At 42.9% G+C, this 14636-nt stretch carries 13 protein-coding genes; 9 read left to right on the forward strand and 4 right to left on the reverse strand.

Annotated features, from left to right (window positions below):
• Positions 1–4: 4 nt before the first annotated feature.
• Both H7J92_RS15125 and H7J92_RS15130 read right to left on the reverse strand, forming a co-directional pair.
• Complete coding sequence (locus H7J92_RS15125; RefSeq protein ID WP_009766540.1) at positions 5–904, reverse strand: ABC transporter permease; 900 nt, start codon at positions 902–904, stop codon at positions 5–7.
• The gene (locus H7J92_RS15130; RefSeq protein ID WP_078817608.1) at positions 904–1869 is read right to left on the reverse strand and encodes an ABC transporter permease; all 966 of its coding nucleotides are present in this window, start codon (positions 1867–1869) and stop codon (positions 904–906) included. The genes H7J92_RS15125 and H7J92_RS15130 overlap by 1 nt, the downstream gene beginning before the upstream one ends.
• 248 nt (positions 1870–2117) lie before the next feature.
• Here H7J92_RS15130 and H7J92_RS15135 point away from each other — a divergent pair, with 248 nt between their 5' ends.
• From H7J92_RS15135 to H7J92_RS15175, 9 genes are all read left to right on the forward strand, one after another.
• Entirely contained in the window at positions 2118–3725 is a 1608-nt protein-coding gene (locus H7J92_RS15135; RefSeq protein WP_221837719.1) for an ABC transporter substrate-binding protein, read from the forward strand.
• 78 nt (positions 3726–3803) lie between these two features.
• Positions 3804–4895 carry an amidohydrolase family protein gene (locus tag H7J92_RS15140; RefSeq protein ID WP_221837721.1) on the forward strand — a complete coding sequence of 364 codons (1092 nt, stop codon included), beginning with the start codon at positions 3804–3806 and terminating at the stop codon, positions 4893–4895.
• Positions 4895–6058, forward strand: coding sequence for an amidohydrolase family protein (locus H7J92_RS15145; RefSeq protein ID WP_009766536.1), 1164 nt, complete (start codon positions 4895–4897; stop codon positions 6056–6058). Before H7J92_RS15140 ends, H7J92_RS15145 begins: the two co-directional genes overlap by 1 nt.
• A complete protein-coding gene (locus H7J92_RS15150; protein WP_221837723.1) occupies positions 6055–6720 on the forward strand; it encodes an AroM family protein in 666 nt (221 codons plus the stop codon). The genes H7J92_RS15145 and H7J92_RS15150 overlap by 4 nt, the downstream gene beginning before the upstream one ends.
• A gap of 42 nt (positions 6721–6762) precedes the next feature.
• Positions 6763–7677, forward strand: coding sequence for an aminopeptidase (locus H7J92_RS15155; RefSeq protein WP_246603045.1), 915 nt, complete (start codon positions 6763–6765; stop codon positions 7675–7677).
• Between the two features lie 483 nt (positions 7678–8160).
• A complete protein-coding gene (locus tag H7J92_RS15160; protein WP_009766533.1) occupies positions 8161–8979 on the forward strand; it encodes an ABC transporter permease in 819 nt (272 codons plus the stop codon).
• A 5-nt stretch (positions 8980–8984) separates the two neighbouring features.
• The gene (locus H7J92_RS15165) at positions 8985–9764 is read left to right on the forward strand and encodes an ABC transporter ATP-binding protein (protein ID WP_009766532.1); all 780 of its coding nucleotides are present in this window, start codon (positions 8985–8987) and stop codon (positions 9762–9764) included.
• Positions 9765–9796: 32 nt separating this feature from the next.
• Positions 9797–10867, forward strand: a complete 1071-nt coding sequence (locus H7J92_RS15170) for an ABC transporter substrate-binding protein (RefSeq protein WP_221837779.1) — start codon at positions 9797–9799, stop codon at positions 10865–10867.
• Positions 10868–11242: 375 nt separating this feature from the next.
• Positions 11243–12136: a DMT family transporter gene (locus H7J92_RS15175; RefSeq protein WP_040758656.1), complete on the forward strand. Its 894-nt coding sequence runs from the start codon at positions 11243–11245 to the stop codon at positions 12134–12136.
• A gap of 297 nt (positions 12137–12433) precedes the next feature.
• Here H7J92_RS15175 and H7J92_RS15180 read toward each other — a convergent pair whose 3' ends face one another.
• Together H7J92_RS15180 and pepT are read right to left on the reverse strand one after the other, a co-directional pair.
• Positions 12434–13381: a DMT family transporter gene (locus H7J92_RS15180; RefSeq protein WP_009766529.1), complete on the reverse strand. Its 948-nt coding sequence runs from the start codon at positions 13379–13381 to the stop codon at positions 12434–12436.
• A 4-nt stretch (positions 13382–13385) separates the two neighbouring features.
• Entirely contained in the window at positions 13386–14612 is a 1227-nt protein-coding gene (gene pepT, locus H7J92_RS15185) for a peptidase T (RefSeq protein ID WP_009766528.1), read from the reverse strand.
• Positions 14613–14636 lie beyond the last annotated feature (24 nt).

Raw genomic sequence — 14636 nt, forward strand, 5'->3', positions numbered from 1 at the left:
TCAGTTACACTCGCATCTTTGGATCAAGAGCATCCCTTAAGCCGTCACCAAATAAGTTAATACCTAAAACTGTAATCAGAATGGCGAGTCCTGAGAATGTAGCCATTTGCGGGTTTAATACTAAGAAGTCTTTGCCGTCTTTCAAGATACTTCCCCATGAAGCAGTAGGGGGTTGAACGCCGAGACCCAGGAAACTTAGCGCAGCCTCTGAAATGATGGCGCCTGCCACACTCATAGTTCCATAAACGATAAGCGGTGCTAAACAGTTTGGCAGCACATGCTGAAATAAAATTCGTGAATGGGTAGCTCCAAGAGAATGTGTGACTTCGATATATTCTTCTTCTTTCACACTAAGTACTTGTCCCCGAACGATTCTTGCAAAGCCGGGGATATTTGCAATACCAATCGCGATAATTACATTCACAAGTCCTTGACCGAGTACAGTCATTAGTGTAATTGCTAGAAGAATGAATGGGAATGCGAACAGTCCATCCATTGTACGCATAATGATGGAATCGAGTTTTCCGCCAAAATAACCGGAAATCAAACCTAGAAATGTACCTAAAATAGCACCAAATAAAACAGCTGATACTCCAACGATTAATGAAATTCTAGCTCCATATACTAGACGACTAAATAAATCACGTCCGTAATTGTCTGTCCCTAAAAAATGTCCGTCAGCTCCTATCGGTTTCAAAGAGTTCCCAACATTCATTTCGTTCGGTGGATGCGTAGCAATGAAAGGTGCAAAGATAGCTACAAGAATCATTAGTATGGTAACAGCCAAGCCAATCGCAGCTAATTTGTTTTTCAATAACTTTTTTAAGAATACTTTTTCGTTAACAGGTAAATTTCCTTCTTCTATAGCAATAGTTTCAGGAGTATTCGGTTGGACATTCATCATTACTGTCCTCCTCCTTTGCTAGATTCATAATTGACTCTTGGATTTACAACTTTATATAGGATATCGACGAGTAAGTTCACTAATACGAAAATAATAGCAATGAATAGAACGGTCCCCTGAACTACGACGAAATCACGTTTGTCGATTGCATCGACGATAAGTCGGCCCATGCCCGGCCAGCTGAAAATTGTTTCTGTTAGAACAGCACCACCTAATAGCATGGAGATTTGCATACCTAGGACGGTCAAAATAGGTGTTAAGGCATTTTTTAATACGTGTTTTGAAATAACCCAAAACTCGGCAACGCCTTTTGCACGTGCAGTCTTAATGTACTCTTGTGAAATAACTTCCAACATGCTCGATCGGGTGATTCTGGCGAAGGTTGCCATAGGAATCGTAGCAAGAGTAATACTCGGGAGTATGAGGTGCTTTATATATGAAAGTAAACCATCGTCGAGTGTTCCCATTCCTGTTGCGGGGAACCACCCCAAGTTCACACTGAAGAATAGAACCAGCATAACTCCTAGCCAAAATATTGGCATCGAAACCCCAAGTAATGAGACAAGCATGACGCCATAGTCTAGCGCGGAGTTTTGACGTGCAGCTGAGATCATGCCAGCAGGAATCCCGATGAGTAACGCAATGACCAATGCAGCTAAAGCTAGAATCACGGTATTCGGAAAACGTTCCATTATTAATTGGGCAACAGGTTGGTTATAACTTAAGGAAGTTCCAAAGTCACCTTGTAATAAACCCAAAAGGTAATCAAGGAACTGTTTATAAAGCGGTTGATCCAGTCCTAGTTGTGTAGTTAATTTTTCAATATCTTCTACGCTTGCTGTTGGTCCTAACATTACAGCAGCGGGATTACCGGGGATCAGTCGTGTAATGATGAATACAATTACTGCTACTACAAAAACTGTAGGAAGTAAGTCGAATAATCGTTTGATTATATATTTCCCCATGCGCCTTCACCTCTGTTTCTTAAATTTGAACCACTGGTTCACAATGTGAATATTCGTAATTCTAGCATTGTTAGAATTGAAAGTAAATAGTAAATTTTCTGTTCCCATAATTGTGTTGTTAAGTTTATGAAGGATCAGAATATTTGAAATTACCTCTTTACACGAAAAGATCTCTGTGATAGATTATTAACTATCTTAATCGGTGAATCATTGGTTCACAATATGAAACAGAGGGAAGTGGGAGAGAGATGAGGAGAAGAGTACTAGGATTATTTTTACTCAGCATGGCTTTATTGTTAGTACTGGGTGCTTGTTCGGGAAAGAATTCTTCGATAGACGGAGAGTCATCGAACAGTGGAGATTCAAATAGTGGAGAACCGCAAGATGGTGGGGTGTTACAGATTGGTTTATCCGCTAATCCACAAACCTTAGATCCTGTAAAATATACGGGTGTGTATGAATCTCAAGTTATGAGATCTGTGGCTGATACTCTTGTAGTTTACAGTAAAGATTTATCAGAAATTAAACCTTCACTTGCAACAAGCTGGGAAATCTCAGACGACTTGTTAGTGTATACGTTCCAGTTGCGTGATGATGTCTATTTTCAACCTGGTGAATATCAAGATGGACGTCAAATGACAGCAGAGGACGTCAAATATAGTTTAGAAAGATCCGCAAATGAGTCGGTTATGAATCGTTTGCGCGGAGTGACAAAAGTAGAAGTAACAGGTGAAAATGAAGTAGAAGTACATTTAGAAAAAGCCAACGCTGCTTTATTGGCAGTATTGACAGATGCAGGGAATGTCATTGTTCCGAAAGAGGAAGTAGAAGGATGGGGCGATAACTTTGGTGCAAACCTAGTCGGAACCGGCCCATTCAAAATTACAGATTGGCAGAAAGATCAACAGCTTACACTAGAGCGTTTTGATAAATATTGGGGTGAGAAGCCTCACGTGGATTCTGTGAAGATGAAAGTAATTGCGGACACGAATATGATGACAAATGCTTTGCGTTCCGGCGATATTGATATCGCGATGGATGTTAAAGGACAAAATCGTGCATTAGTTGAACAAGATGAGAATCTTGAGTTGCTTACACAACAAGCTTTATCAATTACGTACTTAGACTTAAATAACAAGAAAGGTCCGACTGCCGATCCGAAAGTACGGGAAGCCATCTATAAAGCTACGAATGTTGATGAGTTAGTAGAAGGGGTAAACCAATGGGGAGGAGCTACACGCTCTTATCTGCCTCTACCCCCAGGCTCATGGGGCTACGATAAAGAGTTGGAAGAACTCGTGCCAACTTATGACCCAGAAAAAGCCAAAGACTTACTTGCTGAAGCAGGTTATCCAGATGGATTTAAAACAGAAATTTATGTAGCAGAAGCACGTGTCCCATACGCGACAATCTTCCAGAACCAAATGAAAGAAAACTTGAATGTGGATGTGGAGATTAAAGTAGTAGAATGGGGAACTTACAGTGATACAGTGTCCAAAGGAAATGCGCCAATGTCAATTGGAGGTTGGTCATGGTATCCAGATCCATACTTCTTCTTATACCAATTATTCCATACGGATCAGTTGAATGCATTGGGTAATGGTAAAGGTTATGAAAATCCTGAAGTAGATAAATTATTGAACAGCGCACTTTCTGATACAGCAGATCAAGATGAGCGTGCCAAGTTGTATCAAGAAGCATTGAAAATCATCTTAAAAGATGTACCTCGACTTGAAATTGATGTTCAAGAATCAACTGCTGGGGTTAATAAAAAAGTACAAGGGTTTGATGTGTCACCAGATAACTCTATTCAAATTGTGCATCCGAACGGCGCCAATGTTTGGTTGAAGCAATAAAATATGAAGCAAAGGAAAAAGTAGAGTACTCGTAGCTCTGCTTTTTTCCTTTGATATATGAAAAGTGAGGCGATAACGTTGAAAGTTTTGATTCGTAATGGGTTTGTATTTGACACTAATCATAAGGCTTTTTTAAAAAAAGATATTTTGCTTGAAGACCATTGGATTCGTGAAGTGACAGATGAATTAAAAGATCAAACAGTCGAAATATCGATTGATGTGAATGGAATGTATGTAACACCTGGATTGATAGACACATGTTCTTCTATTGGTTTAAAGGAATCAGGGATTGGCAAGGAAGGTAATGACAGTTATGAACCGTATGCCGGGAAAGGAATGATCTTCCACGTTCGCGATGGGATTTACCCTTTCGATACTTCGTTTAAAGATGCACTGGAAGCCGGAGTAACTGCAAATCATATTATGTCGGGCCCGGAAAGTGTTGTTGGTGCGGTAACGGCTGTTATCCATTCTACAGGAAGTACGTTTGAGGAAATGTGCATTACAGAAGGTGGAGGTATATCATTTTCTATGGGTGATGTGCCCAAGCAGGCTTATTTTGATGTCACCGGAAAGCCGCTGACTCGAATGGGAATTGCTGCGGAGATGCGAAGAATGATGCATATGCTTATTCAATCTTCAGACCTGAAGGATAAGCGAATATTTATCCGTTGCCATCGAGCAGACGACATAGAGACAGCACTGCGAATTGCGCAAGAAGTGGGTGTATCTATCACGCTCGTCCATGCCACAGAATATCCCCTGATAGATGAACGTTGGTCTAGTCAAGTTCAAGAAATTATTGCAGGGCCTGCTTTTCAACCTATAGAACGTAACGAATTAATGAAACTTCACCCATCGATGTATCGGGTCTTACATGAACAACAGAAAAAATTTGTCTTTGCATCAGATCATCCAAAAAGCCGTGCCTCCAACTTGAAGTTGGAAGCGTCACTAGCCATTCGGGAAGGTGTACCTGAGAATGAAGCGCTTTATGCCTTAACAAAAGGAGCAGCCGAACTTTTATCTATTGATCATATAACGGGAACGATTGAAACTGGAAAGTTTGGTGATCTAGTAATCTGGGATCAGCACCCAATGAATATAACGGCTACGGTACTGAAAACGTTTATAAAAGGTACTGAAGTTTATAGTAAAGGAGATTGCTAATGCTTACAGTTTTACGTAACGGTACAGTATACACAATGAACCAATCAAATGAAGTTTTGCAGAATGCCGATATTTGGGTATGTGAAGGGGAGATTACAAAGATAGGCAAGAACACAGATTTACCTTCGGATGCACAAGTCATAGATTGTACAGGTCAATTCATTACGCCAGGATTAATTGACGCGCATACGCATGTTGGATTATGGGCAGAAGTTACGGAAAGACAAAATGATGCCAATGAATATTCAAGTCCATGGACCCCTTTAATGAATGCAAAGGATGGAATTGATCCACGACACTTTTCATTTGAACAGGCTGTAATGGGTGGAGTTACAACTGTCCAAACCGGTGCGGGAAGTGCTAATCCAATCGGCGGTGTATGGAGTATATTAAAAACAGCAGGTGCTTCTTTTGATGACAGGATACTCATAGAAAGAAGTGGATTAAAAGGAGCATTAGGAGAAAACCCTAAAAATGTGTTTGGTAATCAATATAAAACGATGCCGATGACCCGAATGGCAGTGGCTCACTTGATACGCAAAGGCTTTAACCAGGTGCTACAGCTAAAAGATAGTGAAAGAGACCAGCTATCTAAGGATAACTCAGCGTTAGCGCCGTTTGTGGAAGTATTGGAACGAAAAATGCCCCTTCGGTTACATTGTCATCGGGCCGATGATATAGCAACTGCTATTCGGATTGCAAAAGAGTACAATGTCAAATTATCACTTGAACATTGTACGGAAGGTATGCTGATGCTTGATACCATCAAGGCGAGTGGTGCTACCGTAACACTAGGTCCTTATATGACCCCGGCAACAAAGTATGAAAATCGTTTTTCTACAGCAAAGAGCCCGAAACATTTCCATGAAACAGGGATCCCTTTTGCTATAATGACAGACCATCCATTTATCCCAATACAGTATCTCTATTATTGTGTCGTAGAGGCAGTAAAAAATGGATTGGATGAGTTGGCGGGGCTTGAAAGTATTACATGTGCAGCAGCTGCTATTATGGGAATAGCCGATAAGGTAGGTTCTGTAGAAAAAGGAAAAGATGCCGACTTTGCAATTTGGTCTCACAAACCCTTCGAGACAAAAGCGAATGTTCTTGCAACTTATATAGAAGGTAAAGAAGTATATCGCCATGAGGGGATGATACGTTGAAAACATTATGTGTCTTAACGATTGGTCAAAGTCCGCGAGAGGATATGCATGAAACCTTCAAAAAATATATTCCGCATGTGAATATAGTGGAACGTGGAATTTTGGATTCGTATAAACCTGATGAAATTGAGACACTAGTCTCTTCACAGCCGGGACAGACGCTTGTTTCTCGATTGCGCGATGGTTCAAAAGTACGGCTGGAAAAGAAATTTGTAGATCAGGAACTGGGTAAATTGGTGGCTGCTTGTCAGGACGATCATATTGATGCTATTTTAGTTGCTTGTACTGGGAAGTTTGAGTTATTTACTTCGACAAAGCCCATTTTGTACCCCGATTATATAGTAAGTCAAATCGTAAAAGGTTTGTTCCGCGAAAAGGAGATTGGCGTGGTTGTCCCCCTGTGCGAACAACGAACCGAAATTTTAGACAAGTGGAATGAAGCTGAAATAGATTGTATGCTTGATTCTTGCACACCGTACCAAGTAGAGTGGACGGAATTTCAGAAAGTAGCAGAGCGTATGGATGAGTGGCCTATACAAGCTATCATCCTTGATTGTATGGGGTACGATGACAAAATGAAACAGTATATGTCCCGGTACACTGAAAAACCAATACTACCATCGAGAAATTTAGTGTTTGCTGCGGTTGCTGAAATGTTTTAGTATAGTTACAAAAATTGATAAACACATGAAAGGATGTTGAACATGTCTCAGTTTGCAACGATTGTAAAAGGCCTAATGAGCACAAACTTTTCATTAGATAAATCAGCGTCTATTCTGGTATTGACAGATCGAAGTACTGAAAATGTTGGTCGTAAGTTTGAAGGTGCATTAAGAGCGGATGAATGGAACACGGATCTGTACGTAATGGAAGATCGAACTAAATCAGGCGAGGAGCCACCTAGTGAAGCCGCGAATCGTATGTTGAATTTTGATATGGTCTTTTGTCTTACCAAGCATTCCTTGACACATACTGTTGCACGTAAACAGGCGAATGCCAAGGACATTAGTGTAATTACAATGCCGGGAATCACAGAAGATATGTTTTTAAATGGTGCTTTGCGTGCGGATTACGGAAGAGTAGAGCGGGAAACAAAGGAAATGACAGGGAAACTGAATGCTCATCAACAAGTGACTATTTATACTGGCGAAAATCATAAATTAACCATACCAATAGGAAAGAGACAAGGAATCGCGAGTACTGGAGTGTTTAAAGAAAAAGGAATGTCTGGAAACTTACCGTCTGGGGAGGCATATATCGCTCCATTAGAGGAGAAATCCGAAGGAACTATTGAAATCAATGGCTCCATTGCTGGAATTGGTTTGGTTCAAGAACCCATTGTCCTAACGATAAAAAAAGGTCGATTAATAGACGCAACTGGGGGAGATGGAGAAAAACTGCTAGCTTTATTAGGCCGAGAAAATGGAAGGCTGCTGTGCGAACTAGGTATTGGAACAAACCACGCCGCGCGCATAACCGGAAAAATTTTGGAGGATGAAAAAGCCTACCAGACTGTACATATCGCTTTTGGTTCTAACCACACATTTGGTGGAACCATAGAATCAAATGTTCATATCGACTGTGTAACAAAACATCCTCGGCTTGAGTGGGATAAATAATTTATCTTGATTAAATGATGTTAAGGCAGTTTTATTGCCTTAACATCATTACTGAAATTTAAATACGGCTATATCAAGTCGATCCCCAATCAACTACAATTACTCACTGAATTTCTTAAGCAAGTATTCCAGCTCGTCACCGTCATAATAATTATCATCGCTTATGATTTACTCAACCTCCAACTGAACATCATTCATAACCGCAATTTTCCAATCACTGTCCAGGAACAGTGATTCCCACCATAATGGCTTCGCCTCTTACTTTTTAGAGTGTATAAAAATATATTGTTTCTCACTAGCTTATTTTAGAAATCGTTTAACTTTTTGTTTTTTCCTCTCCCTCTCCCTAATTCCTAGAATGACAACTGGCTCTTAGTCTTTTTTAAACTTGAAGACTGTCATTATGACTGCATTACACTTTACCTAAGCCCAACCATATCACTAGGCGATCACATACTATAGACAGTGAAGAGGTGGTGAAGAGTGGAGAAGCAACAACTAATCCGTGATGAATCATTTGAGGTGGAGCAACGGGAGTGGAAGGTGAGGCAGCGCAAGGAACGAGGGAAGCAATTGCTGACAATTGTCTCACCTATATTTCTCTTGTTGCTATGGGAAGTATTATCAAGGACCGGAATACTGGACATTCGATTTTTCCCTCCACCAAGCACAATTGTTCAAACATTTTATGACATGATCGTCAGCGGAACGATGGCCCAGCATGTAGGCGTGTCGCTGTACCGGATTTTCATCGGATTTTTGGCAGGCGTGATCCCGGGTATCATCATCGGTTTGCTGATGGGCCTGTATTCCCCAATACGGCACTTTGTCCAGCCAATTGTCATGGCACTCATGCCGATTCCAACACTGGCATTGCTTCCGATTATCATTATTTTATTTGGTATCGGAGATTTATCGAAAGTCGTAACAATTGCGGGGAGTGTATTTTTCCCAGTAGTGATCAACACGGCGGCTGGTGTGCTGAACATTGATAAAATTTATTTGGATGTCGCGAATAATTACCAAACGAGCCGGCGAGATTTCTTTTTCAAAATTGCTCTTCCCGGATCGCTGCCAGTTATGCTCGAGGGAATCCAAATGGGGCAGGCGATTGCACTACTGACGATTGTGGCAGCAGAAATGATGGGGGCCACTTCGGGAATCGGTTATTTGATCTGGACTTCCTATAAGGCCTTTCTATTGCCCGAGATGTATGTCGGTCTGATCCTTATCTCCTTTTTTGGCTATTTATTTTCGCTCATCTTGCGCGCCCTTCAAAATAAGTTATTGCCATGGAGGTGAATGAAATGGAGGGGAAGCCTAAAATTACCGTGGAAGGACTCATGAAGGCTTTTTACAAGAAACAAGGAAGTGTTATTGCGCTCGAGAATATTTCGCTGACCGTGGAAGAAGGTGAGTTTGTTTGCCTTGTTGGTCCTAGTGGTTGTGGTAAGACTACACTTCTGCGTATATTAGCCGGACTGGAACAACCGAGTGTGGGGAGTTTTACGATTGCGACGGAACGAGATGATCGGCCGTTGCAATCGATGGTCTTTCAGGAACGAGGTGTCATTCCTTGGTTGACGGTTCGTGAAAATGTTGCCTTCGGACTAAAAATGCGCAAATTACCGAAAGCATTCATTGAGGAGCGAACGAACTTTTATTTGAAGAAAACGGGTTTGGAGCGGTTTGCTTCTTTATATCCCAAAGAACTGTCAGGAGGTATGAAGCAGCGAGTGAGTATTGCGCGAGCCTTTGCGAATGATCCCGAGATCTTATTGATGGATGAACCGTTTGGCGCGCTTGATGAACAGAATCGATTCATTTTGCAGGAAGAGTTGCTGAGTATTTGGGCAGAAACGAGGAAAACGGTACTATTTATTACGCATAGTATCGATGAGGCGCTCTTGCTCAGTGATCGCATTTTATTGATGGGGGCGCAACCGGGCAAGATCATTGATGAAATCATTATCGATAAGCCGCGGCCTAGAAAGATTGAAGACATTCGGAAAGATCCTGAAATGGCAGCAAAGTTTATTGAGATCTGGCATCACTTACAGGAAGAAGTATTGAAATCCAGGGAATAAACGATAAAAGGAGAGATGGTGTGGGGAAGTGGATGAAGAAGGCGGGTTGGATCAGTATCCTATCAGCGGTTTTGATCGTTGGGGCATGCTCGCCAAAAGAAGTTGAAAAGCCGGTGTCAGACGATGGTAAGCCGAAGTCTGGTGATTTGGCGCCGCTTGAGAAACCAGCAAAAGTTTTCATAGCGGAAGACGGAGCGGCTTCAGGGGCGGGCTTCTATATCGCGAAGGAAAAAGGATACTTTGAAGACTATAATATTTCCGTTGAGTTTGCTGACTTTGCCAATAGTGATGACATGCTGCCAGCGTTGGCTGCAGGAGAAGTAGATATTGCAGGCGGTGTATCCACAGCGTCCTTCTTCAATGCGATTGCACAAGGGATCGACGTCCGGATCATTGCGGATAAAGGACATAATATGCCTGGAAAGTCGTACTTCAGCTTTGTTATCGGCAATCATATGGTAGATGAAATTAAAGAATATAGTGATTTCAAAGGCAAGAAGATCGCGGTTTCTTCGCGTAATTCAATAGACGGATATATTTATCAAGAGATGCTGAAGCATGCGGGCTTGACGGAAGAGGATGTAGAGTATGTGCACATAGCAGATTTCGGCGCTATGCTTGGGGCAATCGACTCGGGAACGATTGATGCTGCGCTTAATATTGAGCCGCTCATCGCACAAGGAATTCACCAAGGCTTTCATGTACGTTTTGGGGATGCGACCGATTATGCGCCAGAGTCACAGATTGCAATGGTTTTGGCTTCTCCACAGTTCATGGAGAAAGAGGAGTTGTCGCTACGTTTCATGGCTGCCTATCTGAAAGGGGTCCGTGACTATAATGATGCCTTCTTTAAAGAGAAAGGGAAAGAAGAAATCATCGATATTATGGTGAAGCATACGGCGCTGAAGGATCCTGAGTTATGGGAGCGAGTATTTGTGACAGGGCTGGATCCAAACGGCAAGATGTTTGTGGATGATATTAAGAAACAGTATGAGACATACAAAGCGAATGGTGCGATCCGTGGGGAAATCGATTTCGACAAGTCTGTAGATCCATCGCTAGTGGAACGGGCGATTAAAGAAATTGGTGTGTATGAGGAATAAGATAAGTGGAGCTGTCCGAGAAGTCATTTTCACCTGACTTTTCGGGCAGTTTTTGTTTCCAGTGATTGCGGGAAGAGGAAATGTGCGGTGCGCAGATGGTTTGGTGTGTTCTGTAGACGGTTTGGAGCGGTGCGTCTTGTTTAATGTTCGGAACTAGTGGTTTTTGGTTCGGTGCAACAATGCTTTCGTTCGGTCTGTCGGCATATTGGTGCGTTCCTCTGGCTTGCTTAAACATGTTAGAAAGTACCATTGCTGACTTTTAAGAAAGCTTTATTTTATAAAGATTACACTTCTTGAAATTTGAAAATATTCTATAATAGCCACAAAAAACATGCTAAACTGAAAAGACTGATAATCAGAAGAATGGTGGATGAAATGAAAAGATACATAGGAGAAATCGGACTGACAATTACCGCAATCATCTGGGGCAGCGGGTTTGTCATGAGTGCGTTGGCGCTCGACTACTACACCCCATATCAAATTTTGGCGGTACGGTTTACGATCGGAGCAATTTTATTGGCTTTGGTGTTCCATAAGCGCTTGCGTAAAGTAGAGAGAAACGTTTTATGGAAGGGTGCCGTGCTCGGCTTTTTATTGTACGCAGCCTTTGCGCTTCAGACAGTTGGATTGCAATTCACGACACCTTCAAAAAATGCCTTTTTGACAGGTGTCAATGTAGTAATCGTGCCATTTATCGCCTTCATTTTATATAAACGGAGGCTTGATACGTTTGAATTGTTCGGCGCGGTTTTAGCGCTGCTCGGTGTAGCGGTATTATCACTGCAGTGGTCTGCCGGTGTGAATTTCGGAGACGTGCTGACACTCGGATGTGCTGTGCTGTTTGCCTTCCATATTTTCTACACAGCGAAGTTTGTGCGGACAGTGGATCCGATATTGCTGACGCTTTTGCAGATGGCGTTCGCAGCAGTGATTGGTTGTTTGACTGTCATTGGATTAGGCGAAACGTCATTTTCGATGGTTTCATCGGGAATTGGAGCTGTAGTCTATTTGGCTGTATTTTCAACGACCATAGCGTTTTTAATGCAGACGATCGCACAAAAGCATTTATCGGAGACGAAGGCAGCAATTATTTTATCTACCGAATCGGTGTGGGGGATGGCCTTCTCCGTAGCTCTGGCATATGAAGTCCTGACCTTCCGCATGTTCCTAGGTGCATTGCTCATATTTGTAGCCATTTTATTATCTGAAACAAAGCCGCAGTTTTTTAGGAAGCGTAATGTACAGCACGTAAACGAGCGGAAAATATAAAAAAGGGCAGAACTGTCTAGCAAGTCAGCGCAATGTGACTTCTGTGACAGCTCTGCTTTTATCTTTATTCAGCAGAAGTCTTCACCTCTTTAGGCGGTGTGATGAATGCAGTTTTATTTCCTGTTCAGCGGGTATTCTAACGCCTGCTGAACAATAGAAATACGCAGGCTAAGATCGCCACATCCTGTGGCAATGCCTGCATGACCTACTTCCTGTAGGCCTAAGCCTCCGGCGGATGTCACAGATTTTGAAAGGAGTGAATCGAGCACGATCGATTCAAAATCTAGACGCAATTGATTATTTTGCGGCTAATGCCGTCTGATAACTATGCAAGGACATACCACCAATGATGACCAGTACGCCGACCAATGAAAGCGCACCTGGCAAGGGCAAGCTGAGAAGTACCATTTCACCAAGCATCGCGAAGATCAATTCGACGGATTGTGTAGCTTCGACGGCCGCGAGCTTGCCCTGATCATGCTGTACCATATCGGTAGCCATGAAAAAGAGAGAGGTCGCGATGACACCTGAGCTGACGGCGACGATCACTGACTGCACAACTTGGCTGGTGGAAGGAAGCCCTACGGTTGCCCATGCATAGAGTGCCATGACAAGCCAAATCGGCAGTGTCATCAACGTCATCGCCAGAACACGCTGGAACATATCAAGCCGGCCGCCGAGCAAATCCATCATTTTCCGATTGCCGAGCGGGTAGGCGAAAGCGGCCATTACTAACGGTAACGTACCGAGCAAAATAATTTTGGTCGATACACTGTTCGCGTGTGGAATTTGAATTAACACTACGCCGACTAGTATAATCAATGAAATAATTAAGGAAGCCTTTGGAATCCTATGACGGATTGTTCGGAGATCACCAGTTTCGGTTTTCGCTTGAAAGGTGAAAAACGGAGCCAGCAAAACACCTGCCACAATGGTCATTTGCCATGTCCCCGCTACTAACCAGCCCGGACTATACCCTGCTGAAAACGTCAGTGGGCCGTAAAAAAGAACAAACGCAACAAAACTCCAAATAAAAAAAGGTCGAGGAGCGGCAGTCATTTCGCGTTTCATTCCAGATAATCCGCCACGCATCGCCACAATGACGAAAAGAAACGGCACCATGAAGAAATAGCGCAGAGCAGCACTCCATAACCAACTGCCGCCATCGAGTTCCATGGATCGATTCAAGACAAACGTCACAGCAAAAAAGAGTGCGGATAAAACTCCGATGCCAATCGCTTTCATCTGATTAACCGCGCTGTTCTTGTAGTTTCAAAGCTTCGATGATGACTTGAGTGGCTTTTACCATCGTGTCTGCCGAAATGAATTCATACTTGCCGTGATAATTCTCCCCGCCTGTGAAAACGTTCGGAGTGGGCATGCCCATATACGATAATTGAGATCCGTCCGTGCCGCCGCGGATTGGTTCGATTTTTGGCTCGATTTCCAAATTGCGATAGGCATCTGCCATGATGTCGACAATCTCGATAACGGGCTCAATCTTTTCGCGCATATTAAAGTATTGGTCAGTCAATGAAAGCTCTACTGCATGTTTCCCATATTTCTCTTGAAGACGGGCCGCAGTATCTTGAACCAGCTGTTTTCGAGCCTCGAACGCATCCCGATCAAAGTCGCGGATAATATACTGATAGGTCGTCTTTTCCACAGTGCCCTCTGCTTCCATTAGATGAATGAACCCTTCATAATTCGCTGTTTCTTGTGGGATTTCATTCTCAGGCATTGCTTCTTGGAACTCTGCAGCGATCAATAGGGAGTTGACCATTTTTCCTTTGGCGGTGCCGGGATGTACGTTGGTCCCATGGAATGTCAGCAAAGCCCCCGCAGCGTTGAAGCTTTCATACTGCAGTTCTCCGAGCGGACCGCCGTCCATCGTATAGGCGAACTCTGCGCCGAATCGCTCGACATCGAATTTATGCGGGCCACGTCCAATTTCTTCGTCCGGCGTGAAACCGACACGCACTTTACCATGTTTGATTTCAGGATGCTCCACTAAGTATTGCATAGCAGTCATGATCTCTGATATACCTGCTTTGTCGTCTGCACCAAGCAAAGTCGAGCCGTCGGTTGTGATGAGCGTATGCCCGAGGTAGTTTTTCAACTCAGGAAAGGCTTCTACGGTCATGATGGTAGCTTTATTTAACTGGATGTCTTTGCCGTCATAGCGATCGATGCACTGTGGGCGTACATCCTTGCCTGTATAATCTGTCGCAGTGTCGACGTGCGCCAAAAATCCGACTGTTGGGAGTTCTTTTTCCGTATTGGCCGGTAAAGTGGCGAATAAATAGCCGTTTTCATCCAATGATATCTCTTCTAAACCGATCTCCGCCAGTTCTTTTTCAAGCATATGCAATAAATCCCACTGTCCTGCCGTAGACGGTGTCGAATTAGAATCGGCATCAGACTGCGTATCAATTTTTGCATAGCGAATTAAACGTTCAATCAATTGTTCTTTCAATAGACAAACTCCTCTCTAAATTGC

This window comes from Sporosarcina aquimarina (assembly GCF_019748715.1).
Classification (GTDB): Bacteria; Bacillota; Bacilli; order Bacillales_A; family Planococcaceae; genus Sporosarcina; species Sporosarcina newyorkensis.

What these genes read in the sequence shown, in the direction of transcription:
- H7J92_RS15175 (WP_040758656.1), top strand. Translation starts at nt 11,243, where the DNA reads ATGAAAAGATACATAGGAGAAATCGGACTGACAATTACCGCAATCATC.
- H7J92_RS15165 (WP_009766532.1), top strand. Translation starts at nt 8,985, where the DNA reads ATGGAGGGGAAGCCTAAAATTACCGTGGAAGGACTCATGAAGGCTTTT.
- H7J92_RS15170 (WP_221837779.1), top strand. Translation starts at nt 9,797, where the DNA reads ATGAAGAAGGCGGGTTGGATCAGTATCCTATCAGCGGTTTTGATCGTT.
- H7J92_RS15130 (WP_078817608.1), bottom strand. Translation starts at nt 1,869, where the DNA reads ATGGGGAAATATATAATCAAACGATTATTCGACTTACTTCCTACAGTT.
- H7J92_RS15155 (WP_246603045.1), top strand. Translation starts at nt 6,763, where the DNA reads ATGTCTCAGTTTGCAACGATTGTAAAAGGCCTAATGAGCACAAACTTT.
- H7J92_RS15145 (WP_009766536.1), top strand. Translation starts at nt 4,895, where the DNA reads ATGCTTACAGTTTTACGTAACGGTACAGTATACACAATGAACCAATCA.
- H7J92_RS15125 (WP_009766540.1), bottom strand. Translation starts at nt 904, where the DNA reads ATGATGAATGTCCAACCGAATACTCCTGAAACTATTGCTATAGAAGAA.
- H7J92_RS15135 (WP_221837719.1), top strand. Translation starts at nt 2,118, where the DNA reads ATGAGGAGAAGAGTACTAGGATTATTTTTACTCAGCATGGCTTTATTG.
- H7J92_RS15180 (WP_009766529.1), bottom strand. Translation starts at nt 13,381, where the DNA reads ATGAAAGCGATTGGCATCGGAGTTTTATCCGCACTCTTTTTTGCTGTG.